The organism is Clostridium sp. TF11-13AC, assembly GCF_003481065.1.
GTDB lineage: Bacteria > Bacillota > Clostridia > Lachnospirales > Lachnospiraceae > Otoolea > Otoolea fessa.
Window position 1 is genome coordinate 395,548 of the sequence record NZ_QUKJ01000001.1, and the last position, 24,379, is coordinate 419,926.

Consider the following 24,379-nt stretch of genomic DNA (forward strand, 5'->3'; position numbering starts at 1 on the left):
AAGGCTGGTTCAAGTGGAACATAGATATCATAGATATTTTGGAAGGATATGTATGGCTCGAATCGGCATGATGAAAGAAAAGTTGATAGTACGAAAATAAAGAAAGACTGCGGGTGCCGGAGAGAAGATGGTGTCTGCAGTCTTTTTGATAGACATATATATGTACTCTCGGAGTCTTTCTGCACGTGCTTTTGTGGCTGATTTTCCGCCAGCCGCACCCGAATTTCATCAACGTACGCACCGCGTACGCCTCAGAAATTTGGGCACAACTGACAAAAAATCATTTCACAAAATCAAGCACAGAAAGATTCCGAGAGTACATGTACGGGGAAGGGAGGAACCACACATGGAGCTGACCGGCAGGCAGATACGGATCTCCGTCCGCAATCTGGTTGAGTTCGTTCTGCGTTCGGGGGATATTGATAACCGGCGCACGGCGGGTGCACAGAAAGAGGCGATGTTAGCTGGAGGACGGATGCACCGGAAGATACAGCGGCGGATGGGATCAGGGTATCAGGCGGAGGTGTCGCTGCGCCATTCGGTGGAGGAGGACGGATTCCAGATCGTGGTCGAGGGGCGTGCGGATGGAATCATCCGGGATGGAAAAGATGTCACGATCGATGAGATCAAGTGTGTTTACCAGGATGTAAACTGTCTGGAAGAAGCGGTTGGCGTGCATATGGCGCAGGCGCGCTGTTATGGCTATATCTATGGATTACAGGAAGCGCTGGACGAAGTGACACTGCAGCTCACCTACTGTAATCTGGAGACGGAGGAGATCCGCCGCTTTCAGGAGATCCAGACGATGAACGAACTTTCTGAATGGTTTGCTGGTCTGATCCATGAATATGTCAAATGGGCGCGTTACCTCTATCACAACGGGCTGCGACGTGATGAATCAATCAAAGCGCTCGAATTTCCCTATCCGTACCGGGCGGGACAGCGGGAGCTGGCTGTGGCGGTTTACCGGACGCTGGAGCGCGGGCGCAGGCTGTTTGTCCAGGCCCCGACCGGGATTGGAAAGACACTTTCGACGGTATTTCCGGCGCTTAAAGCGATCGGGGAAGGACATGGGCAGAAACTCTTTTACCTGACGGCGAAGACGATCACGCGGACGGTGGCGGAAGAGGCGCTGGCGATTTTGCGGGAACGCGGGCTGTATTTTCGTTCGGTCACGATCACGGCAAAGGAAAAGTTGTGTATTTTGGAAAAACCGGTGTGTAATCCGGAAATGTGCCCGCGTGCGAAAGGGCATTTTGACCGTGTCAACGATGCGGTGTATGAAATTTTGCATCAGGAATTTGGAATTACGCGTTCGGTAATTTTAGAGTATGCGGAAAAATTTCAGGTCTGCCCGTTTGAGTTCTGCCTCGATATTTCTTCGTTTGTGGATGGGATCATCTGTGATTATAATTATGTCTTTGACCCGGATGTGCGCTTGAAACGTTATTTTGCGGATGGGGCGGAGGGGGACTATTTCTTCCTGATGGATGAAGCCCACAATCTGGTATCGCGCGCGCGGGAAATGTACAGTGCTTCTATTATAAAGGAAGAAGTACTTTTGACGAAAAAGGTACTGGGACATCGTGCGCCGGCGCTGGGGCGGCAGCTTACAAGGTTAAATAAGGCGCTTCTGGAGATGAAGCGGGAGTGCGGCGGCTACCAGCTGCTCAAGGATGCCGGACATCTGGTTTCAGTGTTAAACAGTGTTTTTGGAGAAATGGAAAAGTATCTGGAAAAGCCGGGCGGGGAAGATGGGCGGGACACGATTCTGGATTTTTATTTTTCGGTGCGACATTTTTTAAATATGTATGAGCGGGTCGATGAGCATTACAGGATTTACACGGAACTTCTGCCGTCCGGCGAATTTGTCATCCGGCTTTATTGTGTCAATCCGATTGAAAATCTGGCGCAGTGCCTGTCGCAGGGGAAAGCGGCGGTCTTTTTCTCGGCAACGCTTCTGCCGCTCCGGTATTACCGGATGCTTCTGTCGGATCAGGAGGAGGACTATACGGTCTATGTGCCGTCCCCGTTTCCGCAGGAGCGGCGTCTTCTGCTGGCGGCGACGGATGTGACGAGCCGGTATACGCGGCGCAATGAGACGGAATACCGGCGGGTGCTGCGGTACATCCAGACGATGGCAAGTGTGAAAAAGGGCAATTATATTGTGTTTTTTCCGTCGTATCAGTATATGAACCGGGTACGTGAGGTGTGTGAAGGGGAATATGCGTATCAGAATGTTGAATTGGATGATAATGAAAAAATGAAAAATCATTCCGGGAAAAACGGAAAAAGCATGGAAATCCTGGTCCAGGATTCTCACATGACCGAGGAGGAGCGGGAAGCATTTTTACAGAAATTTTCTCCCGAACGAACAGCTGAACGTGATACCTCCCTGGTGGCGTTCTGCGTGATGGGCGGTCTGTTTTCGGAGGGAATCGATTTGACAGGCGACCGGCTGATCGGCGTGATCGTGGTCGGAACCGGGCTCCCGATGGTATGCACGGAGCAGAAAATTTTGCAGGGATATTTTGAAGAAGCGGGAAAAGATGGATTTGCATATGCCTACCAGTATCCGGGCATGAATAAGGTACTCCAGGCGGCAGGGCGGGTCATCCGGACCGCGGCCGATCAGGGCGTCATCCTTTTACTGGATGACCGGTTCTGGCGTCGGGAGTACCGGGAATTATTTCCAAGGGAATGGAGCGATGTCAAACGAGTCAGTCTTTCGTCTCTGGAGCAGGAACTCCAGGCGTTTTGGAGCCGTTTTCCAGAAGTTCAATAAATTCACGCGATGCCTGTGAGATCGGCATTGTCTCATTGTGGACGACGATGAGCTGGCGCGGCGGCAGGGCTTCAGTCAGGGTCAGGGCATAAAGTTCTTTTTCGCCAGCCGGGAGACAGAAATCCGGGACAAATGCGATGCCGAGACCGATGCGCGCCAGATCGATGAGCAGATCGTTGCTGCTTAATTCAATCTCCGGTACGAGGTCGAGCTGGTGCTTCTGGAACATGTTGTGCAGAAATTCGCTGGTGGTACTCTTGCGATCCAGCATGAGGATTGGGAGCGCCTGCAGCTCGCGCAGTGTAACCGGGCGGTCTTTCATCGGAAAATAGGTCTCATTGGCGACGAATATATCGTTGAATTTGCGCAGCACATGGATATTCTGCGTTCCACCGAGCCCGGAGTTTGGATAGTTCGTCAGAATAAAATCGACCTGACCGTTGTCCAGAAGCCGCGCACATTCGATGGAGGTACGGTTGGTAACCTTGATGTGGATATTCGGGTAGCGCTTGTGAAATTCGCTTAAAAATGGCACCAGATAATAGCGGCAGATCGTATCGCTTGCGCCAATGCGGAGCTGACCGCCGTTTAAGCTGTTAGAGTCGAGCAGCTGGTTTTCGCCCTGACGGATCAGGTTCATCGCCGGTTCCACGTGCTTGAGTAGGATCTCGCCTTCCGGGGTAAGCTGTACTTTTTTTGTGCTGCGGATGAAAAGAGTCTGGTTCAGTTTCTTCTCCAGTACCTTGATCGACTGGCTGACCGCCGACTGGGAGATGAAAAGCTGCTTAGATGCCTCGGAGAAACTTAACGTCGAGGCTACGTGGTAAAATACTTTATATAATTCATAGTTGATATCCATTTATTAGTCCTCCTTATAGAACTGTATTCAGTGTAACATGATTGGAGGGCGGAGTCAATAATGATTGTATCTGTGTCTTGTTTGTGATAAAATGACGGAATCATCTTAGAAGTATGTATTTTTTAGGAGGGAATACCACATGGAATCTAATACATTTTATGATATTTACTTAGAGGAACTGAAAAATCTCCCGCAGGGCACGCCGGAGGAGGAAACGGCGCTTCTGAAAAAACTGACGGAGGGGGACAAGACAGCGGCTTCCCGTCTGACGGAGTTAAAACTGGCGAAGGCGGTTCAGATCGCGGAGGAGTACCACGATCGGGGACTTCCGGCGGGCGATCTGGTGCAGGAGGCAAATATGGCGCTGTTTCTGTTCGCAAGTGAGTACGAAAACGGTGATTTCGACGCGCAGATGGAGAAAAAGGTGCGTGCGGCGATCGAGGATGCGCTGCAGATTCAGAACCGCGAGACGAAGATCGAGGAGGAGATGGCGGCGCGTGTTAATGTCCTCAAGGATATTTCTGCGAGCATGGCGCGGGAGCTGGGACGTGAGGCGACCCTTGCGGAATTGGCGGAGCGCATGAAGATGAGCGAGGATGAGATCCGTGACATCATGAAGCTGACGATGGACGCGATGAAGGTCAGCGGTCAGGCGGCAGAGATGGCTCAGAAAGAGATAGATGAACAGGAGTAATAGAAAATGCTGTTTTATTTGGTACGCCACGGTCAGACCGACTGGAACCGGGCGGGAAAGATACAGGGAACGACGGATATTCCGCTGAACGAAACAGGACGGCAGCAGGCGGAGCAGCTTGCCACTGTCCTGAAAGAAAGGAGCGGCTATCCGGCGGAAACGCGGATCGATGCGGTCTATGCCAGCCCGCTTGCGCGTGCATTCCAGACGGCGGAGATCCTGGCAAAGGAAGGAAAATTACCGCTCCGCCGCCTGACGGGGCTGCGGGAGCGCGATTTTGGATGCTGGGAAGGCAAAAGCTGGCAGCAGGTGGAAGCAGAGTACCCGGATGAATTTCATCTGTGGAGGGAACAGCCGATGGTCGGCATCCCGTCCGGCGGAGAATCAAGAAAATCCTGCGAGGCGCGGAGTGAACGGGCGATCCGACAGATTTTGGAGGAGACAGCCGGGGATGCGGTGATCGTGGCGCACGGTGGGATCCTCGTCTTTTTGATGAATTATCTGCTCCGTTTCCATCGGGAGCCGCAGGAGATCATTGTGGCGAATGCCAGTCTGTCGGTTGTTTCGTATGACCGTTCGACGGGGATGGGAAAGCTGCTTGCACTGAATGAGACAGGGACGTTGGAACAGCAACCAATAAGATGTGTTAATAAAAAATATTAAATATATTAATTTTACTAATCTATAAAAATTGTGTATGATAAAGGCAGATGCTAGAAGAAGGCATTTGCCTTTTATGCTAAAAAATGAATGTATTTTACAGAACATGAAACATTAAAATACGAAAAAACAGGAGGAAAACATGAGCGTAAGACGTATTTTCGTTGAGAAAAAACCGGAATTTGCCGTACTGGCTCACGATCTGAAAGAGGAGATCGCAAGCTATCTGGGGATCGACACGATCACCGATGTCCGCGTACTGATCCGCTATGATATTGAGAATGTATCGGAGGATGCATATCAGAAAGCGCTGATTACGATCTTCTCTGAGCCGCCGGTTGATTTTGTCTATGAGGAGGCATTCCCGTCCAAGGAAGGCGATACGATCTTTTCCGTTGAGTTCCTGCCGGGACAGTTCGATCAGAGAGCCGATTCCGCAGAACAGTGTGTGAAACTTCTGAATGAAGAGGAAAATCCGGTGATCCGTTCCGCGACAACTTATGTTATTTCCGGAACACTGACCGCGGAGCAGATCGAGGGCATCAAGTCCCTGTGCATTAACCCGGTGGATTCCCGTGAGAATAACAACGCAAAGCCGGAAACGCTGGTAACGGTATTTGAGCAGCCGGAGGATGTCAAGATTTTCGATGGCTTCTGCGGTTATGGCGAGGCAGAGTTAAAAGAACTCTACGATTCCCTGAACCTTGCGATGACGTTCAAGGATTTCGAGCATATCCACAACTACTTTAAGAACGAAGAGAAGAGAGATCCGTCTGTGACCGAGATCCGCGTGCTGGATACATATTGGTCCGATCACTGCCGTCATACGACCTTCCAGACTGAGTTAAAGGACGTTACCTTTACAAAGGGCGATTACAATGAGCCGATGGAAGCTTCTTACAAACAGTACCTGGCAGATCGCGAGGTTCTCTACAAAGATCGCGATGACAAGTTTGTCTGCCTGATGGATCTGGCTGTTCTCGCTATGAAGAAGCTTCGCCGTGAAGGCAAGCTGGAGGATCTGGAGGAGTCTGAGGAGATTAATGCGTGCAGTATCGTAGTTCCGGTTACCATCGACGGCAAGGAAGAAGAGTGGCTGGTAAACTTTAAGAATGAGACCCACAACCATCCGACCGAGATTGAGCCGTTTGGCGGCGCTGCCACCTGCTTAGGCGGTGCTATCCGTGACCCGCTTTCCGGACGTACCTATGTATACCAGGCTATGCGTGTGACTGGTGCGGCTGATCCGACCCGTCCGATGTCGGAGACACTGCACGGCAAACTTCCGCAGAAGCGCATCGTAAAGGATGCAGCACATGGCTACAGCTCCTACGGTAACCAGATCGGTCTTGCTACCGGCTATGTAAAAGAGATTTATCATCCAAATTATGTGGCAAAACGTATGGAGATCGGTGCTGTTATGGCAGCAGCTCCGCGCAAAAACGTCATCCGTGAGACTTCCGATCCGGGCGATGTAATCATCCTGATGGGTGGACGTACCGGCCGTGATGGTATCGGCGGCGCAACCGGTTCTTCCAAGGTACATACCGAGGAGTCCATCGAGGTCTGCGGCGCAGAGGTTCAGAAGGGCAATGCACCGACCGAGCGTAAATTACAGAGACTGTTCCGCCGCCCAGAGGTCAGCCGTCTGATCAAGAAGTGTAACGACTTTGGCGCCGGCGGCGTGTCGGTAGCGATCGGTGAGTTAGCTGACGGACTTCAGATTGACCTTGACAAGGTTCCGAAGAAATATGCAGGTCTGGACGGAACGGAGATTGCGATTTCCGAGTCACAGGAGCGTATGGCTCTGGTGGTAGACCCGAAAGATGTTGATAAGATGCTTGCTTATGCAGCAGAAGAGAACCTGGAGGCAGTTCCGGTTGCCGTTGTTACCGAGTCCCCGCGCCTGGTTCTGAACTGGAGAGGCAAGACGATCGTAGATTTAAGCCGTGCATTCCTGGATACCAACGGTGCTCATCAGGAGACAACCGTTACCGTTGAGGTTCCGACCAGGGAAGGCAATGTATTTGATAAACAGGAAGTAAAGGATGTCAAAGAAAAATGGCTGTCCATGCTTTCTTCCTTAAATGTATGCTCCCAGAAGGGTCTGGTTGAGATGTTCGACAGCACCGTGGGCGCAAGCAGTGTATTCCTGCCATATGGCGGCGTTCACCAGATGACCGAGACACAGGCGATGGTGGCAAAACTGCCGATGAGCGAGGGCAAATGCGATACTGTTACCATGATGAGTTACGGCTATGATCCGTACCTGTCCAGCTGGAGCCCGTACCACGGCGCTACTTACGCAGTGCTGGATTCTGTTGCTAAGATCGTGGCAAACGGCGGTGATTTCCACAAGATCCGCTTTACCTTCCAGGAGTACTTCAAACGTATGACGGAAGATCCGAAGAGATGGGGCACACCGTTCTCCGCTCTGCTCGGTGCTTACAGTGCGCAGCTCGGATTTGGACTTCCGTCCATCGGCGGCAAGGACAGTATGTCCGGCAGCTTCTATGATGAAGAGCACGGAGAAATCGATGTACCGCCGACACTGGTTTCCTTTGCAGTTGATATTTCCGATACCAAACACGTGGTATCTCCGGAATTTAAGAAAGCGGGCAGCAAGATTGTTCTCTTTACCATCGAGAAAGATGCACATGACCTGCCGGTTTACAGCCAGATCATGGATGGTTACGAGAAAATCTACCGCGATATGGAGTCTGGAAAGATTATTTCCGCATATGCGGTTGAGGGTGCCGGTGTGGCAGAGGCTGTCAGCAAGATGGCATTTGGTAACCGCCTGGGCGTAAAGATTGAGCACAATGTAGATCCGAGAGACTTCTTCGCCGCTGGCTGGGGCAATATCGTCTGCGAGGTTCCGGATGGCAAGGTAGGCGAGCTGTCCATCCCGTACACTGTGATCGGTGAGGTAACCGACAAGGGAACCTTCGAGTATGGCAGTACCATGATCTCTATGGAAGAGGCTCTGAAAGCATGGACCGGAACCCTGGAGAAAGTGTTCCCGACCGCTTCCGGCGCACCGATGAAGGCAGCAGAAGAGACACTTTACAATACCGATAAGGTATATGTATGCAAACATAAAGTGGCAAAACCAACCGTATTTATTCCGGCAATGCCGGGTACCAACTGCGAGCTGGACAGCGCGAAAGCGTTTGAGGCAGCCGGAGCGGAGACGATTGTGCGTGTATTCCGCAACCAGAATGCATCCGATATCCGTTCTTCCATCGAGCAGTACAAAGAGGATATCAAGAAATCCCAGATCATTATGTTCCCGGGTGGATTCTCCGCAGGTGATGAGCCGGATGGTTCGGCTAAATTCTTCGCTACGGTATTCCGCAACGAGGCGATGATGGAGGAGATCGACAAACTGCTTCATGACCGGGATGGCCTGGTACTGGGTATCTGCAATGGCTTCCAGACATTAATCAAACTGGGACTTTTAACCGGAGGCAAGATTGAGCCGCAGAAAGCAGATTCCCCGACTCTGACAACCAACAACATTGGACGCCACATTTCCCGCATGGCATACTTAAAGGTTGTATCTAACCTGTCCCCGTGGCTCAGAAAAGCAGAGCTGGGAGGCGTATACTGCAATCCGATGTCCCATGGTGAAGGACGTTTCGTAGCCAACGAGGAGTGGCTTGCAAAACTTCGCGCAAATGGTCAGATCGCGATCCAGTACAGCGATCCGAACGGAAACTTATCCGTCAGCGAGGAGTGGAACCCGAACGGTTCCTACCAGTGCATCGAGGGTATCACAAGCCCGGATGGACGTATTCTTGGTAAGATGGGTCACAACGAGCGCTGCTGGAGCGATACAGGCATGAATATCTATGGAAATCAGGATATGCAGCTGTTTGCTTCAGGTGTGGAGTATTTCAAATAAAATGAACACCTGCTTTTAAGTAAGGTAGAAATAGACCGGACCGCAGAAATCTGCCCCGGTCTATTTTTTGTGCGATAGAAAATTCCTTGGAATTCCCCATCACACAAAAAGGCACATTCTTTTTTATGTCACAGGAAATATCAATTATGATATAAATTTTATCATTGACGAAAATGTCAGAAAACCTTAAACAAAAAGTTATTCTCAGGTAATAAAAGTGTGCTATCCTGTTAATAACAGAAAGCAGACATTTACTTCAAAAAACAAGGGAAAAATTTTGAAAATACCGACAGTTTATTTTGACGCAGGCAGATATGTTTGTTATAATGGAAACAAGAGTTTGTACGCGAGAGTACATTAAAAAAGGAGGATGGGATATGAGACATAACCTGAAGGCAGCGGCGGTTTCCGCTCTTGCTATCATGGCGGCACTGGCTATGAGTATTCCGGCATACGCGGCTGACAAAAAGATCTCGGAAGTTAAGTTCCGTGTCAATGCGAAACCGGAAGCGGGCGACAGCATCGGGGATCCGGATGTACAAGTTACGAAGGGTAATGTTGAGATTACCGAGCAGGAGTTTGACAATGACGACAGCGAGTGGGAGAGAGGTGATAAGCCGGTCATCTACCTGACGATCGAGGCAAAGGACGGTTATCAGTTATCCGGCACAAAGCTTTCTGCAACCAAGTCGGCTTACAAAGTTACGAAGCGATCTGGCGATAAGAGCGAGTGGAAAGTTAAGATTACGATGTCAGCTGTTGACGGCGATTTGGATACGGTCGAAGATCTTAGCTGGAGCAATCGTACCGCAACCTGGGACAGCGTATCGTATGCAAGCAAGTATGAAGTTAAACTGTACCGCAACAGTTCTACCGTAACGACTGTTACAACTACAGGCACAAGCTACAATTTCTACCCATACATGACGAAATCCGGCGATTATACCTTTAAGGTGCGCGCGGTTGACGGAAGCGATAAGGGTGAGTGGAGTGACGAGTCCGATGAATATTATATGAATTCTTCAGATGTGTATACAGGTACACCTCCGACCGATAATTCTTCTGGTGGTTCCACTCCGGCAAATGCGAATGGTCAGTGGGTAAACAGCATTTACGGCTGGTCTTACTACATCAATGGTGTACCGGTTAAGAACAACTGGGTATATGTTGATAATGAGTGGTATCATCTGAATGCAAACGGATTCATGGATACAGACTGGATCTATACTGATAATAACTGGTTCTATTTAAACCCGGTATCCGATGGTACGAGAGGCAAGATGCTGACCGGCTGGCAGCAGATTGGACCGTACAAGTATTATCTGAATCCGGTATCCGACGGCACTCGCGGTGCAAGAAAGACAGGCTATCAGTTCATCGATGGCGCATGGTATCTGTTTGACCTGAATAGCGGAGCACTCTGGACGAACATGGTAGCTCCGAACGGTATGATAGCGGATGCAAATGGTGTTCTTCACTAAGGAGATATCCGACTGCAGACCGGAAGAGAATCTGAAATGCGGAAACATACATAAATGAAATAAAAATCAGACAGCGGCAGACAGCGGACGAGCGAAAGCAAGTGGCTGATGCCGCTGTTTTTTGTTTTTCTTGCACAGAAGGGGAGAAAAAGGATATAATAGAGAATCATATTGAGAAGCCGGAGAATTGATGAGGCGGGAATAAGAAACAGAGAGGAGAATCGATAAATTACGATGAAACCAACTGTATTATTGTATAATTTTACTGATTCCAAAAGAAAAATGAAGGTGCAGCAGGCGCTTATGCCGCTGGGATTCCGTTTAAGGGCAGTGAAAAAGGAGGAGTACGGGCTGCCGGTGGGCGTGCTGGCTGGTGTGAAAGGACTGAATGAGGATGTCCTCAGGGAAGCCGGACAGGCAATAGAGGCCGGGGAGGAAACGCAAAAAGAAGGGACCGCGCAGAAACAGGCAGACGGGAGGCTGCAGCGAGAAGTGCCGGAGAATGATTCTTCCAGGAAAATGGATTTCTCGGATGAGATGGCGATCATGGCAGGCTTTTCTTCCGCCCAGATCGATGCATTTATCTATGCACTCCGAAAAAAGGGAGTCGGACGGATTGATTATAAAGCAGTCCTGACACCGTATAATATGAAGTGGGATTCGGTACAATTATATGAAGAGATCAAAAAAGAGCATGAGATGATGACGGGGAAAGGTAAAGACGAAGCATTGTGATGCCATGGGATTGGTGAAAGGTCATTTTACTGCTTGATGTGGAGGTGGAAAGATGCTGGAAAAAGTAGATTTGAATAAATCAGTGGATAAGGAAAACTACAAGAAGCTTCGGGAAGAGATGGATGTGAAGCTGGGAGAATTGCAGCGCGCCTGTAAGGCGGAAAAGATCCCGGTTGTCATCGTATTTGACGGCTTCGGGGCAGGCGGTAAGGGAACGCAGATCAACCGCCTGATCCAGCCGCTGGATCCGCGCGGCTTTGATGTTTATGCGAGCCGGGAGACGGGAGAAGAGGAACGGATGCGTCCATTTCTCTGGCGGTATTGGACGAAGACACCGGAAGATGGGCGAATGATGATCTTTGACAAGAGTTGGTACGATAAGGTTACCGTTGACCGGTTTGACAAAGAGACGAAGCGGCAGGAGCTAAACGGGGCGTTCCGGGATATCCTTTCATTTGAAAAGCAGCTGGCAGATTCCGGCATGATTCTGATCAAATTGTTTCTGTATATTTCCAGGGACGAGCAGAAAAAGCGCTTTAAACGGCTGGAAGAAAGCAAAGAGACTGCGTGGCGTGTGACGGAGGCGGACTGGAAGCGCAACAAGGATTACGATACATTTCTGGAGATGAATGAGGAAATGCTGCAGCGGACGGATACCGGGTACGCGCCGTGGACGATCGTGGAAGCGACTGATAAAAATTATGCGGCAGTCAAGATTTTATCCACCGTCACAGACCGGCTGGAGTATGAGCTGAACCGCCGCCGAATGGAACGCGAGGAAGGGGCGGTGCATCCGCCGGTCAAACTTCCAGATGAGCGGTTTAAAAATGGCGTGCTTTCCGGCGTGGATCTGACGAAAACACTGACACGCGAGGAATATAAGGAACGTCTGGATAAGCTGCAGAAAAAGCTGGAGGTGCTGCACGGCGAGCTGTACCGGCTGCGGATTCCGGTGGTGATCGGCTTTGAAGGCTGGGATGCGGCGGGAAAAGGCGGTGCGATCCGGCGCCTGACAAGCCACCTGGATCCACGCGGCTACAAGGTCAATCCGACGGCGGCACCGAATGATGTGGAGAAGGTACACCATTATCTGTGGCGTTTCTGGCGGGAGATGCCGAAAGCGGGGCATATTGCGATCTTCGACCGCACCTGGTACGGGCGCGTGATGGTGGAGCGGATCGAGGGCTTCTGCAGTGAGGCGGACTGGAAACGGGCATATCAGGAAATCAACGAGATGGAAGAGCACATGGCGAATTTTGGCGCGGTGATCGTGAAATTCTGGATTCATATTGATAAAGATGAGCAGGAACGCCGCTTTAAGGAGCGCATGGAGGCTCCGGCAAAACAGTGGAAGATCACGGACGAAGACTGGCGCAACCGTGAAAAATGGGACGCATACGAGCAGGCAGTCAATGAGATGCTGGTGCGGACCTCTACTACCTATGCCCCGTGGACGATCATAGAAGGAAATTCCAAATATTTCGCGCGCGTCAAGGTGCTGGAAACGGTTGTGGAGGCGATGGAGGAGAAGATCCGTGAGGTAAAAAAGCTGCGTAAGTGATAGAAAGAAGCGGACGGCCGATTTGGTAATCATGTGTGGAAATATGAAGAAGCGCGGTTGCAATTCTTCGTAAGATACAGTAAAATCAATATTTAAAGAAAAAGACGGCAATTTTGAAAAACACAAACATTTGTGTAACTTTGCGTTAAGTGTAGCGATAGAAAGGAAGCGGACAAAATGGAGCAGACAGCAAAAGAGCGCACACTAGCATTTATGGCAGAGCATGCGGGGGATCCAACCCCGATGGAATTATTTCATATGCACGTAAAACACGTGGGAATCAATACAAAATCGGAAGACGAGGCCTGGGAGGTTGCTGAGACACTGGCGCGCCTGATGGGGCTGATGCCGCGCGAGACGGAGAAAGCTGTGTTCAGCGGTGACCTGACGGAAAATATGAAGGTGGAGAGCCACGGAACCTACGGCCATATTGGCTTTGGCGTAAATGATTGCGAGGCGGCGATCCGATACTTTGTGAACCGCGGTATGACGCTTCGGGAAGAGACGAAGCGCTTTGATGAGCAGGGGCGCTGTATTTTCGCCTATTTTAAAGAAGAAGTCGGCGGATTTGCGATCCACCTGGTACAGGATTGATAGCATCAGGCGATATAAAAACGAAAAGGATAGCAATATGAAAAAAATAATCGTGATCGGCGGCGGGGCAGCCGGTATGGCGGCTGCGATTGCGGCGGCGGAAAATGGCTGCGCGGTAACGATCTATGAAAAGAATGAGAAACTGGGAAAGAAAATCTATATCACGGGAAAAGGGCGCTGCAATGTGACGAATGACTGTGATATGGAGGGTCTGTTTGACAGTGTTGTGACAAACAGCCGCTTTTTGTACAGTGCATTTTATGGTTTTACCAATCAGGATATGAAGGATTTTCTGGAGGCGAACGGCTGTCATGTTAAGGTGGAGCGCGGCAACCGTGTCTTTCCGGTGTCTGACCGGGCGTCGGATGTGACATCGGCGCTTGCAAGACGGCTGCGGGAGCTGCGCGTGAAAGTAGAATTGAATCAGGGAGTCCGGGAACTGTGGCTGGAGGATGGTGTATTAAAAGGTGTGATTCTGGCGCAGGGCGGTAATGAGCGTGGGAAAAAGGACTCCTACATAGCTGCGGATGCAGTGATCGTGGCGACGGGCGGTTTGTCCTACCCGACGACCGGCTCAACCGGCGATGGTTACCGGTTTGCGGAGGCAGCAGGGCACAAGGTAACGGAACTTTCGCCGGCGCTTGTTCCGTTTGAGACGAAGGAAGATGTGAAGGAGCTGCAGGGACTCTCCCTGCGGAACGTGGAAGCTGCTGTTTTAAATGGAAAGAAAGAGGTTTACCGTGAATTTGGTGAGATGCTGTTTACCCATTACGGCGTTTCGGGTCCGGTACTCTTGAGTGCCAGCAGTTATGCGGCGAAAAAACTGAAAAAGGCTCCGCTGACTCTGATGATCGATCTGAAACCGGCGCTTTCCATGGAACAGCTCGATGCGCGGATTCTGCGCGATTTTGAGGCGGAGAAGAATAAACAGTTTAAAAATGCGCTGAACCATCTGTACCCATCAAAACTGATACCGGTCATAATTCGCCGCAGCGGCATTGAGCCGGACAAGCAGGTCAACGCCGTGACGAGGGAAGAGAGGAGACGGCTGGCGGAGGTGACAAAGCATTTTACCCTGACGCTGACCGGGCTGCGAGGTTTCAATGAGGCGATCATTACCCAGGGCGGTGTGACGGTAAAAGAAGTTAATCCATCCACGATGGAGTCGAAGAAGCTTCCAGGGCTTTATTTTGCAGGGGAAGTGCTGGATCTCGATGCAGTCACGGGCGGCTACAACTTACAAATTGCGTGGTCGACCGGTGTGCTGGCAGGACGGAGCGCAGCGGAAAATCATGAATTATAACGATATGAAAAAGGGGAAACAAAATGCCGATTAATATAGCGATTGATGGACCAGCCGGGGCTGGGAAGAGCACAGTGGCAAAGAAGCTGGCAGAAGATTATGGATATATTTATGTAGATACGGGGGCGATGTACCGGGCGATGGCATTGTATTTTCTGCGCCAGGGCATCGACAGCCATGATGAGGCGGCGATCGGACGCGCCTGTGAGACGGTTTCCATTTCACTGGAATATGAAAATGGGATCCAGCAGGTTTATTTAAATGGGGAGAATGTCAGCAGCGAGCTTCGGACGGAGGCGGTTGGAAATATGGCTTCGAATACCTCTGTCTATGCGCCGGTCCGCAAAAAACTGGTGGAGCTGCAGCGTGAATTAGCCGGACGCCGGGATGTCGTGATGGATGGCCGGGATATCGGAACGGCGGTTCTGCCGGATGCGACCCTGAAAGTATATCTGACCGCGAGCAGTCATGTGAGAGCTGAACGCCGTTATAAAGAGCTGACCGAACGCGGGGAAAGCTGTTCCCTGGAGGCGATCGAGCAGGATATCATCGAGCGCGATTACCGCGATATGCACCGGGAATTGTCGCCTCTCAAGCAGGCGGAGGACGCCATTTTACTGGATACTTCTGCGTTGAATTTTGAAGAAGTAATGCGGGAGATGGAGAAGCTGGTTGAGGCGGCAAAGAAAAAGCAGGCGTAAGACTTTAATTTAGAAAATGTGTAACAGTTCAGTAGGTCTGCGCATTTACTGCGCTGACCGTACGAAAACATGGGCCAGCAGGCAAAAATCCCATTGCCGTAGGCAATTTTTGGTGGATTTTTGCGCGTGACTGTGAAGGTACTGAACAGTTACGAAAATGCCAGGAAAAAGGAGAAGCCGAAAAGGGGCGGCAGCAAACATGAGACGATTGAAACAAACATGGATCGCCGCAGCACTTGGGATGAGTGTATGGATGACCGCCTGTGCGGGCGTGGCATCGGAGACAGCCACACAGGAAGGGGCTGTCGATGAGGAGAGCCAGGGGGCGATCCGTGAGGCTGTGGCTGAAAATGATCAGGCGCAGGAGCAGCCCAAACGGGATAAAACGCAGGAAACTGAGCGGACGGAACCGCTCACGGTTGAACCAGTCCGGGAAACCCTCAATATGACGCATTTTGACAACTGTACCTTTGCAGCTGGGTTCAAACCGCAGCAGATCCATCAGGATGAAAGCAATGTTATCATCACATTGACGGTCTATGACTATGAGCATTTTCATAAGGCAGATATCGATGAACTGCAGGCGGGAGATACGCTGCTTATCGATGGGAAAGAATGTCTCATTACTTCGATTGACCGACAGGAGTCTGGGCGGATCGAGATCAATGGCGGTCCGGCACAGGGGGGAGAAGAGCTGAGAATGGTAGAGGAGGATTCCTTTTATGGCTCGGAGATGGCAGTCGGGAGAAGTTACCATAAGCTGGGAGAGGTTACGCTGCAGATGGATGAGAACTTTGTCCTGACAGATGATTCTGACCCGGATACACCGCCGCAGGTGTATACCGCGGAAGAATTATTCGCGATCCGTGATCGGCTGATCGGGGAGTTTAAGCCATACAACACGGCTGTGACGGTGAAGAATGAGAAAATTATTTCGATTTACCGGAAATTTATGCCATAAAAAATATAAAATCATTAAGAGGAGGAGAGCACCTTTTATCCGGATGAGAGGTGCTTTTTTGTGTAACAGGAAATTCCTTGGAACTCCCTGTTACACAAAAAGGCACTAACGTGCCAATGATGCGCACTCGCGCGAAGCAGAAACATGTCGCAAGCGACCGCGCTCGGCGCGAGAATGTGCCAAGGCACATTCTTTTTCAATATAATTTCCGGGATAAATTGACTTTTAAACATACCCCATCTATAATGAAACAAGCTGATATGGGCAGTGGGTGCCGCTGTTTGTGCCAGATCAGTCAGATTGCTCGGATTGGCAGGCGTGGACAGGGGGTAAAAGGGAAACAGGTGCAAAACCTGTGCGATCTCGTCACTGTGAACCGGAGAGTGGCGCCGCAGATGCCATTGCGAAAGTGAGAAGGCGCGGCGTGCATGATGACCCGAAAGCCAGGAAACCTGCCGGCTGTCGTGAACATATCGGTTAAAACTATTTTTGTGCGAGTCACACAAGGAGGAAAACATGAGAAAAAACAAAAAAGTAGTTGTAAGTGCAGCGGCAGTTACGATGTCCGTATTGCTTGGAGCCTGCGGCGGCAGTACATCCAGCCAGGCAACCTCGACGGAGGCGGCTTCTGAGGCAGAGACCGAGGCAGCTGAGAGTGCCGATTCCGATCAGGAAGCAGCAGATAAGGTGGCAAAGCTGATCGATGACATCTATGTACAGGAGCGCACCGATGACACGGATGAGCAGTGCAAGGCAGCCAAAGAGGCATGGGATGCCCTGACTGACGAGCAGAAGGAGCTGGTAGAAGGCGAGAACGCAGATCCAGATTATTTTGGTCGTGATACCGGCGACGCGAGCCTGGACGATCCGCGCAATCAGGATGAGATTGGCGACAAGGAGATCCTGGTAGTCAGCTTTGGTACTTCCTTCAACGACAGCCGTGTGAAAGATATCAAGAGTATCGAGGATTCCATCCAGGATGCATTCCCGGATTGGGCAGTCCGCCGTGCATTTACCGCACAGATCATTATCAACCACGTTGAGGCTCGTGACGGCGAGTGCATCGACAATATGGATCAGGCACTGGAGCGCGCCGTGGAGAACGGAGTTAAAGAGCTGGTTGTCCAGCCGACCCACCTCATGCACGGTGCTGAGTATGACGAGATGGTTGAGGCGCTCGAGAAGTATCAGGATAAATTCGAGCAGATAGCTGTCGCAGAGCCGCTGTTGGGTGAGGTTGGCGACGATGCAACCGTTATCAATGCAGATAAAGAGGCAGTTGCAAAAGCAGTTGTAGCAGAAGAAGCTTCGGAAGCTGGTTTTAAAGATGCAGCTGACGCAGCCGATCAGGGAACTGCATTCGTTCTGATGGGGCATGGTACCGCACACGTTGCAAAGGTAACCTACAGCCAGATGCAGACCCAGATGCAGAATCTTGGATATAGCAATGTATTTATCGGTACCGTAGAGGGCGAGCCGGAAGAGACCTCCTGTGAGTCTGTTATCGAGGCAGTGAAGGCAGCAGGTTATAAGAATGTCGTTCTTCGTCCGCTGATGGTAGTTGCAGGTGATCACGCAAACAACGACATGGCAGGCGATGACGAGGATTCCTGGAAGAGCCAGTTTGAGGCATCAGGTGCATTTGACAAGGTAGATACTCAGATTTCCGGTCTGGGCAGAATTAAAGCAGTAGAATCCTTCTATGTTGCTCATACACGGACAGCCATTGATTCTATTGTGAAATAATGTATATGAAAAAGAAATTAAATTTAGCGGCGCTTCTGCTTGCTGCCGCTTTTCTCGGAGCGTGCGGAGGACAGAAACAGGACGCAGCTGACACCGTGGCGCAGACAGAGAGCGCAGAAACCGAGAATGCCGATCAAAAGAGCAGCATTGACCTTGCAGACGGCGTCTACACCGTCGATTTTAAGACGGACAGCAGTATGTTCAAGGTCAATGAATCGAAAAATGGAAAAGGTGTCCTGACGGTCAAGGATGGCGAGGCGACACTTCATATCAGCCTGACCTCGAAAAATATCGTGAACCTGTATCTGGGTACTGCGGACGAGGCAAAGGAAGATGAAGCCGGTTGGCTGCAGCCAACCGTGGACACGGTTACTTACAGCGACGGTCTGAGCGAGGAGGTCAACGGCTTCGATGTGCCGGTTCCGGCGCTCGGAGAAGAATTTGACCTGGCTCTGATTGGTAAGAAGGGCACCTGGTACGACCACAAAGTAAGGGTAGAAAATCCGGTTTCCGGAGAGGCAGAGGACGCGGAAGCGGCATCATCCGAGACGGAGAATAGCGATGATGCGGCAGATGCCCAGAAACCGACAGGGCAGACTGCAGATGTGGCAGACGGCACTTATACCTGTGAGGTAACCCTGCAGGGAGGTTCCGGCAGAGCATCGGTGGACAGCCCGGCGACCATTATCGTCAAGGATGGAAAGGTGACTGCCGATATTGTCTGGAGCAGCCCGAACTATGAGTATATGCTGGTGGATGACGTGCAGTATGGTCCGATCCAGACCGAGGGCAATTCCGAGTTCCAGATTCCGGTAACGCTGGATGAGGATGTAGCGGTCAGTGCCTTGACGGTGGCGATGAGCCAGCCGCATCTGATTGATTATACGTTGCATTTTGACAGCGTGACGTTATCAGAAGTTACGAAATAAAAGTAGATAAAAATACCTGTCCAGGAAGAACCTCCCGGTCCTTTTGTACATATTTTGATTACAGAAGGATCCGGGAGGTTTATGTCTATGCGTATCTGTGAACTCAAACAGCGGGAAGTTATAAATGTAAAAGATTGCAAGCGCCTTGGTTTTGTGGGCGACGTCGATTTTGACATCAGCACGGGAAAAATGCTTGCGATCATCGTGCCGGGACCGGGCTGTGTCTGGGGCTTTCTGGGGCGGGAAAAAGAGTACATAATTCCATTCTGCGACATCTGCCAGATAGGGGATGACATTATTCTGGTGAGGCTGAAAGAAGAGAAAAAGAAGGAATAAAGATTACTGTTCACGGGTAGGCACTTTTGGAACCGAAAGTGCCGTAAGAAAACGTGGTGGCAGCAGGAATTTGCCGTATTTGAATGCGAAGCCACGGCAAATTCCGTTACTGTTCACGCATGTGTGAACAGTAACGAATAAAGAAGGAGTAACGGAAAACTTCTGCTTGCAGAAGCGCACTTCCTGCGATATTATAATAAGTATGATATGTTATGAAAACCTGGCGGGGGCATATCAATAAAACCAGAAAAGGGGAAGAGCGATTGAAGTGTCCATTTTGCAACGCGGCTGACACGAAAGTAATCGATTCACGGCCTGCGGATGACAACAGTTCTATCAGACGCCGGAGACAGTGCGAGACTTGTGGAAAGCGTTTTACCACATATGAAAAACTTGAGACAATCCCTCTGATGGTTGTCAAAAAGGATAATACCCGGGAGATGTACGACCGGGCGAAGATAGAGGCAGGAATCCTGCATTCCTGCCACAAGCGCCCAGTCTCTCCGGGACAGATTTCGGCGTTGATCGACGATGTGGAAAACAATTTATTTAACCGGGAAGAACGGGAGATCTCGACCGCGGTGATCGGGGAACTTGTGATGGAGCGGTTAAAGGATCTGGATGTGGTTACCTATGTGCGGTTTGCATCGGTATACCGGGAGTTTAAAGACGTCGATACATTTATGGAGGAACTGCAGAAGATACAGCAGCGGAATGTGCCGTCGTATGAGTCTAGAAAGAACGGGGAAGAGACCAGATGATGGGAAATGCGTTTTATCCGGATGAATGGCTGGATTCTGCGTATGATATCCCGTATGAGCAGTTTTACCAGAAGGGAATGCGGGGTATCATATTTGATATTGACAATACGCTGGTGCCGCACGGTGCCCCGGCGGACGAGCGGGCAGTACAGCTGTTTGAACGTTTGCGGGCGATCGGGTTCCACACCTGTCTGCTCTCGAATAATAAGGAGGCGCGGGTCGCCCCGTTTGCCGGACAGGTAGGTTCGGATTATATTTACAAGGGCAGAAAACCGAAGCGCAGCGGATACAGGCAGGCGATGCGCCGGATGGGAACGGGCGAGCGCTCGACGATGTTTGTCGGGGATCAGCTCTTTACGGATGTGTATGGGGCGAGGCGGACAGGCATCTATTCGATTCTTGTAAAGCCGATCAATCCGAAGGAAGAGATCCAGATCGTGTTAAAGCGGTATCTGGAGAAAATTGTCCTGTGGTTCTATGTGAGAAGACAGGAAAAAAATAGCGGAAGTTTGTAGTTGGGTGTTTTTGAACGGTTTGAAAGAGCTTGCCAAGTGGCAGAACTGGATGCTGACAGGAGTGCCGGAAACGGTGGAAAATCAGTTGTTTTCAGAAAAAATATCGGCAATTTTAGAAAAATAAGGGGCGGAATTGACATGATGTGCCCTGTGTTTTCAAAAAAGTAGTTGAAAAAGAGGATTTTATAGTATAAAATAAAAAAGATAAAGCGAGTATTTTCAAGGAGGAGCATCATTTATGATATCAGCGGGCGATTTTAGAAACGGCATCACACTGGAGATTGATGGCAACGTATACCAGATCATGGAATTTCAGCACGTAAAACCGGGAAAGGGAGCTGCGTTCGTTCGTACTAAAATTAAGAACGTAATGAATGGCGGCGTTGTAGAGAAAACCTTCCGTCCGACCGAGAAGTTCCCGTCTGCCAGAATCGACAGAGTTGATATGCAGTATCTGTATTCCGATGGCGACTTATACAACTTCATGGATGTAAACACATATGAGCAGGTAGCTTTAAACCAGGAGACAATCGGCGACGCACTCAAGTTCGTAAAAGAGAACGAGATGTGCAAGATCTGTTCTTACAACGGCAAGGTATTCTCCGTAGAACCGCCGCTGTTCGTAGAGCTTGAGATCACAGATACAGAGCCGGGCTTCAAGGGCGATACCGCTACAGGCGCTACCAAACCGGCAGTTGTAGAGACTGGCGCTACTGTATATGTACCGTTATTCGTAAACCAGGGCGATAAGATCAAGATCGATACACGTACTGGTGAATATCTGTCCAGAGTCTAAGTTATAACATATACGTCAGAAAGGTCTTCACGATACCGTTTGTACCCTTGTGGGGAGGCAGTCGTGTCACTGACAGGTTTCTGACTGGAAACAGAGATTACTGTTTGTGGCAGGCATTTTCCTTTGCTGGTTATGCAGCGCATGAACAGTAGCAAGCAGAGAAACTGTTGTAAGATCCGGAGGAAACGTCGAGATTTTACAACAGTTTTTTTGCTTAACATATCGGGGAGGCGTCTATGACGCGTCCGTTGGTTCATCTCAGAGAGCGGGTTCGGAGCGAACGGTGCTCATGGGGAGTGATAAATATGGAGAACGGAAGAGAAGACCGTCTGCGTCTGGGGGAAGAGGATGAGCCGGGGCGCAGATCTGGTGGCAGGAAGAGGCGTACATCCGGCAGGCAGACGGCAATCCGCCGGGAGCGGACGAGGCAGCAGAAGAAGCGCCGTGTGATGATGCGGCTGTTTTTGTGTCTGCTTATTTTCCTCCTGGGTGCGGGAACAGGCTGGACGCTGCGCGGGAAAATGATCCGCAAGCTGATCGATCCGTCCACGATCGAGATGCCAAACTGGGTTGATGAGCAGCTTCTCACGGTCAACCGATATTCCAGACCGGGGACGAATATCCCGGTCATCAACGGGATCGTGATTCACTATGTGGCAAATCCTGGGACGACGGCACAGCAGAACCATGATTATTTTGAGGGATTGAAAGATCAGAGCGGCAGTAACACTGTTTCCGTCAGCAGCAATTTCGTGATCGGTCTGGACGGCGAGATCATCGAGTGCGTTCCGGTCGGGGAGAAGGCATATGCCTCCAATGAGAGGAATGCGGACACCGTTTCAATCGAGTGCTGCCATCCGGCGGCGGACGGAAAGTTCACAGACGAGACGTATGACTCGCTGGTAAAACTGACCGCATGGCTGTGCAAACAGCTCGATTTAAGTCCGAAGGACGTGATCCGTCATTATGACGTAACTGGAAAGGCGTGCCCGAAGTATTTCGTGGATCATGAGGATGCCTGGAAGCAGTTCCGCAAGGATGTGAAAAAGGCAATGCGGAAGGATATATCAGATGAGAGATGACTCCCACCTCTTCAGGTGGCGAGGAGCAAATTAGTATCAGTGGTGGGAGTGGGGCTCCCATCTGATATAGCCTCCGGCAGGATTGCTTAAGATGCGCAAAAGAAATATGTCATGCTTTGCATGACGCGCATCTCGCAACAAGAATGCAGAGGCATTCTTGAAAATATGCGATATAAATTATGAAAGGGAATCTAGTATGAAAACGATTTTAGATTTGATCGTGGAAGAACTGAAACCGGCGTTTACCGGCTGCGGGTACGATGAGAAGTACATCCGCGTAACGGTATCAAACCGCCCGGATCTCTGCGAGTATCAGTGTAACGGCGCGATGGCAGCTGCCAAAGCGTATAAAAAGAAACCGATCGATATTGCCAATGAGGTGGTGGAAAAGACAGCCGGAAGCAAGATGTTTTCTGAGATCAACGCCGTGATGCCTGGATTTATCAATATCCGCCTGAATCCGTGCTACCTGGCATCCTATGTACAGCAGGTGGCAGAGGATGAAAAGCTGGGACTCAACGCAGCTAAGAAGCCGGAGACGATCATCATCGATTACGGCGGAGCCAATGTAGCAAAACCGCTGCATGTCGGACACTTACGTTCTGCGGTCATCGGAGAGAGCATCAAGCGCATCAGCCGCTATATGGGACACCATGTCATCAGCGATGTGCATCTGGGTGACTGGGGATTGCAGATGGGACTGATCATCGAGGAGCTGCATGACCGTCAGCCGGATCTGGTATATTTTGACCCGGATTATACCGGCGAGTATCCGTCGGAGCCGCCGTTTACGATTTCCGAGCTGGAGGATATCTATCCGGCAGCGAGCGCGAAATCCAAGGTAGATGCGGCATTCCGTGAGCGGGCACAGCAGGCAACCTTCAAACTGCAGAGTGGCTATGCACCGTTCCATGCGATCTGGAAGCACATCATGAACGTGTCCTTGAAGGATCTGAAAAAGAACTATGGCAATTTAAATGTATCGTTCGACCTTTGGAAGGGCGAGAGCGATGCGCAGCCATATATTCCGGGACTGATCGAGGATTTACAGAAAAAAGGTCTTGCCTATGAGAGCGATGGCGCGCTGGTTGTCGATATCGCACAGGAAGGGGATGCGAAGGAATATCCGCCTTGTATCGTCCGCAAATCCGATGGTGCGGCGCTGTATGCGACTTCCGATCTGGCGACGATCATCGAACGTGAGCAGGATTTCCATCCGGACCGCTACATTTACGTCGTAGACAAGCGCCAGGAGCTTCATTTTATCCAGGTATTCCGTGTGGCGAAGAAGGCGGGCATCGTCAAAGAAGATACGCCGATGATCTTCTTGGGCTTCGGTACGATGAACGGCAAGGACGGTGGTCCGTTCAAGACACGTGAGGGCGGTGTTATGCGTCTGGAGCACCTGATCAAGAATATCGATGAGAAGGTATATGAGAAGATTCAGGAGAAGCAGAAGGTTCCGGCGGACGAGATGACACGCACGGCGGAGATTGTCGGTCTGGCGGCACTTAAATATGCCGATCTTTCGAATCAGGCGACCAAAGATTACATTTTCGATGTAGACCGCTTTATTTCCTTCGAGGGAAATACAGGTCCACATATCCAGTATATGATCGTCCGCATCAAGTCCATTCTGGAGAAATACAAGGAACTGCGCGGTGCGGATGCTAAAGTGGTTCCGATCCGTCCGGCTGAGAGCGAGACAGAGAAAGCACTTCAGATGGCGCTTTGCCGTTTCGGCGAGGTGACAGAATCTGCATTCTACGAGACGGCGCCGCATAAGCTCTGCCAATACATGGCGGCAGTGGCGGATGCGTTCAATGCATTCTATCTGGAAAATAAGATCCTCTCCGAGGAGGACGCAGCGAAGCAGGCAGCCTTTATCAGCCTGATCACGCTGACCAAGCGGGTGCTGGATACCTGTATGGATCTGCTCGGAATGGAATCGCCGGAACACATGTAATCTGTAA

At 50.5% G+C, this 24,379-nt stretch carries 21 protein-coding genes and 1 riboswitch; of the genes, 20 read left to right on the forward strand and 1 reads right to left on the reverse strand.

What is annotated here, in order from left to right; genetic code table 11:
* The first annotated feature begins 346 nt into the window (after positions 1-346).
* Positions 347-2,785, forward strand: coding sequence for an ATP-dependent DNA helicase (locus tag DXD12_RS01695; protein WP_118637130.1), 2,439 nt, complete (start codon positions 347-349; stop codon positions 2,783-2,785).
* Here DXD12_RS01695 and DXD12_RS01700 read toward each other — a convergent pair.
* The gene (locus DXD12_RS01700; RefSeq protein ID WP_118637132.1) at positions 2,721-3,644 is read right to left on the reverse strand and encodes a LysR family transcriptional regulator; all 924 of its coding nucleotides are present in this window, start codon (positions 3,642-3,644) and stop codon (positions 2,721-2,723) included. The genes DXD12_RS01695 and DXD12_RS01700 overlap by 65 nt on opposite strands.
* Positions 3,645-3,783: 139 nt before the next feature.
* Between DXD12_RS01700 and DXD12_RS01705 the strand changes: the two genes are divergently transcribed.
* From DXD12_RS01705 to argS, 19 genes are all read left to right on the forward strand, one after another.
* On the forward strand, positions 3,784-4,338 hold the full coding sequence (locus DXD12_RS01705; protein ID WP_118524657.1) for a sigma-70 domain-containing protein: 555 nt from the start codon (positions 3,784-3,786) through the stop codon (positions 4,336-4,338).
* Between the two features lie 6 nt (positions 4,339-4,344).
* Positions 4,345-5,001 carry a histidine phosphatase family protein gene (locus DXD12_RS01710; protein WP_118637134.1) on the forward strand — a complete coding sequence of 219 codons (657 nt, stop codon included), beginning with the start codon at positions 4,345-4,347 and terminating at the stop codon, positions 4,999-5,001.
* 139 nt (positions 5,002-5,140) lie between these two features.
* Positions 5,141-8,905: a phosphoribosylformylglycinamidine synthase gene (locus tag DXD12_RS01715; protein WP_118637136.1), complete on the forward strand. Its 3,765-nt coding sequence runs from the start codon at positions 5,141-5,143 to the stop codon at positions 8,903-8,905.
* Positions 8,906-9,282: 377 nt separating this feature from the next.
* The gene (locus tag DXD12_RS01720) at positions 9,283-10,386 is read left to right on the forward strand and encodes a hypothetical protein (RefSeq protein ID WP_118637138.1); all 1,104 of its coding nucleotides are present in this window, start codon (positions 9,283-9,285) and stop codon (positions 10,384-10,386) included.
* A gap of 234 nt (positions 10,387-10,620) precedes the next feature.
* Complete coding sequence (locus tag DXD12_RS01725; protein ID WP_117795623.1) at positions 10,621-11,121, forward strand: DUF3783 domain-containing protein; 501 nt, start codon at positions 10,621-10,623, stop codon at positions 11,119-11,121.
* Positions 11,122-11,173: 52 nt separating this feature from the next.
* Positions 11,174-12,682: a polyphosphate:AMP phosphotransferase gene (gene pap / locus DXD12_RS01730; RefSeq protein ID WP_117795621.1), complete on the forward strand. Its 1,509-nt coding sequence runs from the start codon at positions 11,174-11,176 to the stop codon at positions 12,680-12,682.
* 177 nt (positions 12,683-12,859) lie between these two features.
* On the forward strand, positions 12,860-13,276 hold the full coding sequence (locus DXD12_RS01735; RefSeq protein ID WP_227589675.1) for a VOC family protein: 417 nt from the start codon (positions 12,860-12,862) through the stop codon (positions 13,274-13,276).
* 37 nt (positions 13,277-13,313) lie between these two features.
* Complete coding sequence (locus DXD12_RS01740) at positions 13,314-14,579, forward strand: NAD(P)/FAD-dependent oxidoreductase (protein ID WP_107000000.1); 1,266 nt, start codon at positions 13,314-13,316, stop codon at positions 14,577-14,579.
* Positions 14,580-14,602: 23 nt separating this feature from the next.
* Positions 14,603-15,280: a (d)CMP kinase gene (gene cmk, locus DXD12_RS01745; protein ID WP_118468709.1), complete on the forward strand. Its 678-nt coding sequence runs from the start codon at positions 14,603-14,605 to the stop codon at positions 15,278-15,280.
* A 199-nt stretch (positions 15,281-15,479) separates the two neighbouring features.
* Positions 15,480-16,241, forward strand: a complete 762-nt coding sequence (locus DXD12_RS01750) for a hypothetical protein (RefSeq protein ID WP_147353105.1) — start codon at positions 15,480-15,482, stop codon at positions 16,239-16,241.
* A 297-nt stretch (positions 16,242-16,538) separates the two neighbouring features.
* Positions 16,539-16,716, forward strand: a riboswitch (cobalamin riboswitch).
* A gap of 41 nt (positions 16,717-16,757) precedes the next feature.
* Entirely contained in the window at positions 16,758-17,987 is a 1,230-nt protein-coding gene (locus DXD12_RS01755; RefSeq protein WP_118293199.1) for a sirohydrochlorin cobaltochelatase, read from the forward strand.
* A gap of 5 nt (positions 17,988-17,992) precedes the next feature.
* Positions 17,993-18,916, forward strand: coding sequence for a hypothetical protein (locus tag DXD12_RS01760; RefSeq protein WP_118637512.1), 924 nt, complete (start codon positions 17,993-17,995; stop codon positions 18,914-18,916).
* A gap of 87 nt (positions 18,917-19,003) precedes the next feature.
* Entirely contained in the window at positions 19,004-19,252 is a 249-nt protein-coding gene (locus DXD12_RS01765) for a YlmC/YmxH family sporulation protein (RefSeq protein WP_118637140.1), read from the forward strand.
* 263 nt (positions 19,253-19,515) lie between these two features.
* Positions 19,516-20,013 (forward strand): transcriptional regulator NrdR, encoded by a 498-nt coding sequence (nrdR, locus tag DXD12_RS01770; protein WP_118637142.1) that lies wholly within the window; start codon positions 19,516-19,518, stop codon positions 20,011-20,013.
* Positions 20,013-20,528: a YqeG family HAD IIIA-type phosphatase gene (locus DXD12_RS01775; protein WP_107000417.1), complete on the forward strand. Its 516-nt coding sequence runs from the start codon at positions 20,013-20,015 to the stop codon at positions 20,526-20,528. The genes nrdR and DXD12_RS01775 overlap by 1 nt, the downstream gene beginning before the upstream one ends.
* Before the next feature lie 36 nt (positions 20,529-20,564).
* A complete protein-coding gene (locus tag DXD12_RS15750) occupies positions 20,565-20,696 on the forward strand; it encodes a hypothetical protein (protein ID WP_270228417.1) in 132 nt (43 codons plus the stop codon).
* Between the two features lie 70 nt (positions 20,697-20,766).
* Positions 20,767-21,324 (forward strand): elongation factor P, encoded by a 558-nt coding sequence (gene efp, locus DXD12_RS01780; protein ID WP_022358740.1) that lies wholly within the window; start codon positions 20,767-20,769, stop codon positions 21,322-21,324.
* 305 nt (positions 21,325-21,629) lie between these two features.
* The gene (locus DXD12_RS01785; protein ID WP_118490748.1) at positions 21,630-22,406 is read left to right on the forward strand and encodes a peptidoglycan recognition family protein; all 777 of its coding nucleotides are present in this window, start codon (positions 21,630-21,632) and stop codon (positions 22,404-22,406) included.
* Between the two features lie 196 nt (positions 22,407-22,602).
* Complete coding sequence (gene argS, locus DXD12_RS01790) at positions 22,603-24,372, forward strand: arginine--tRNA ligase (protein WP_022358738.1); 1,770 nt, start codon at positions 22,603-22,605, stop codon at positions 24,370-24,372.
* Positions 24,373-24,379: the final 7 nt, after the last annotated feature.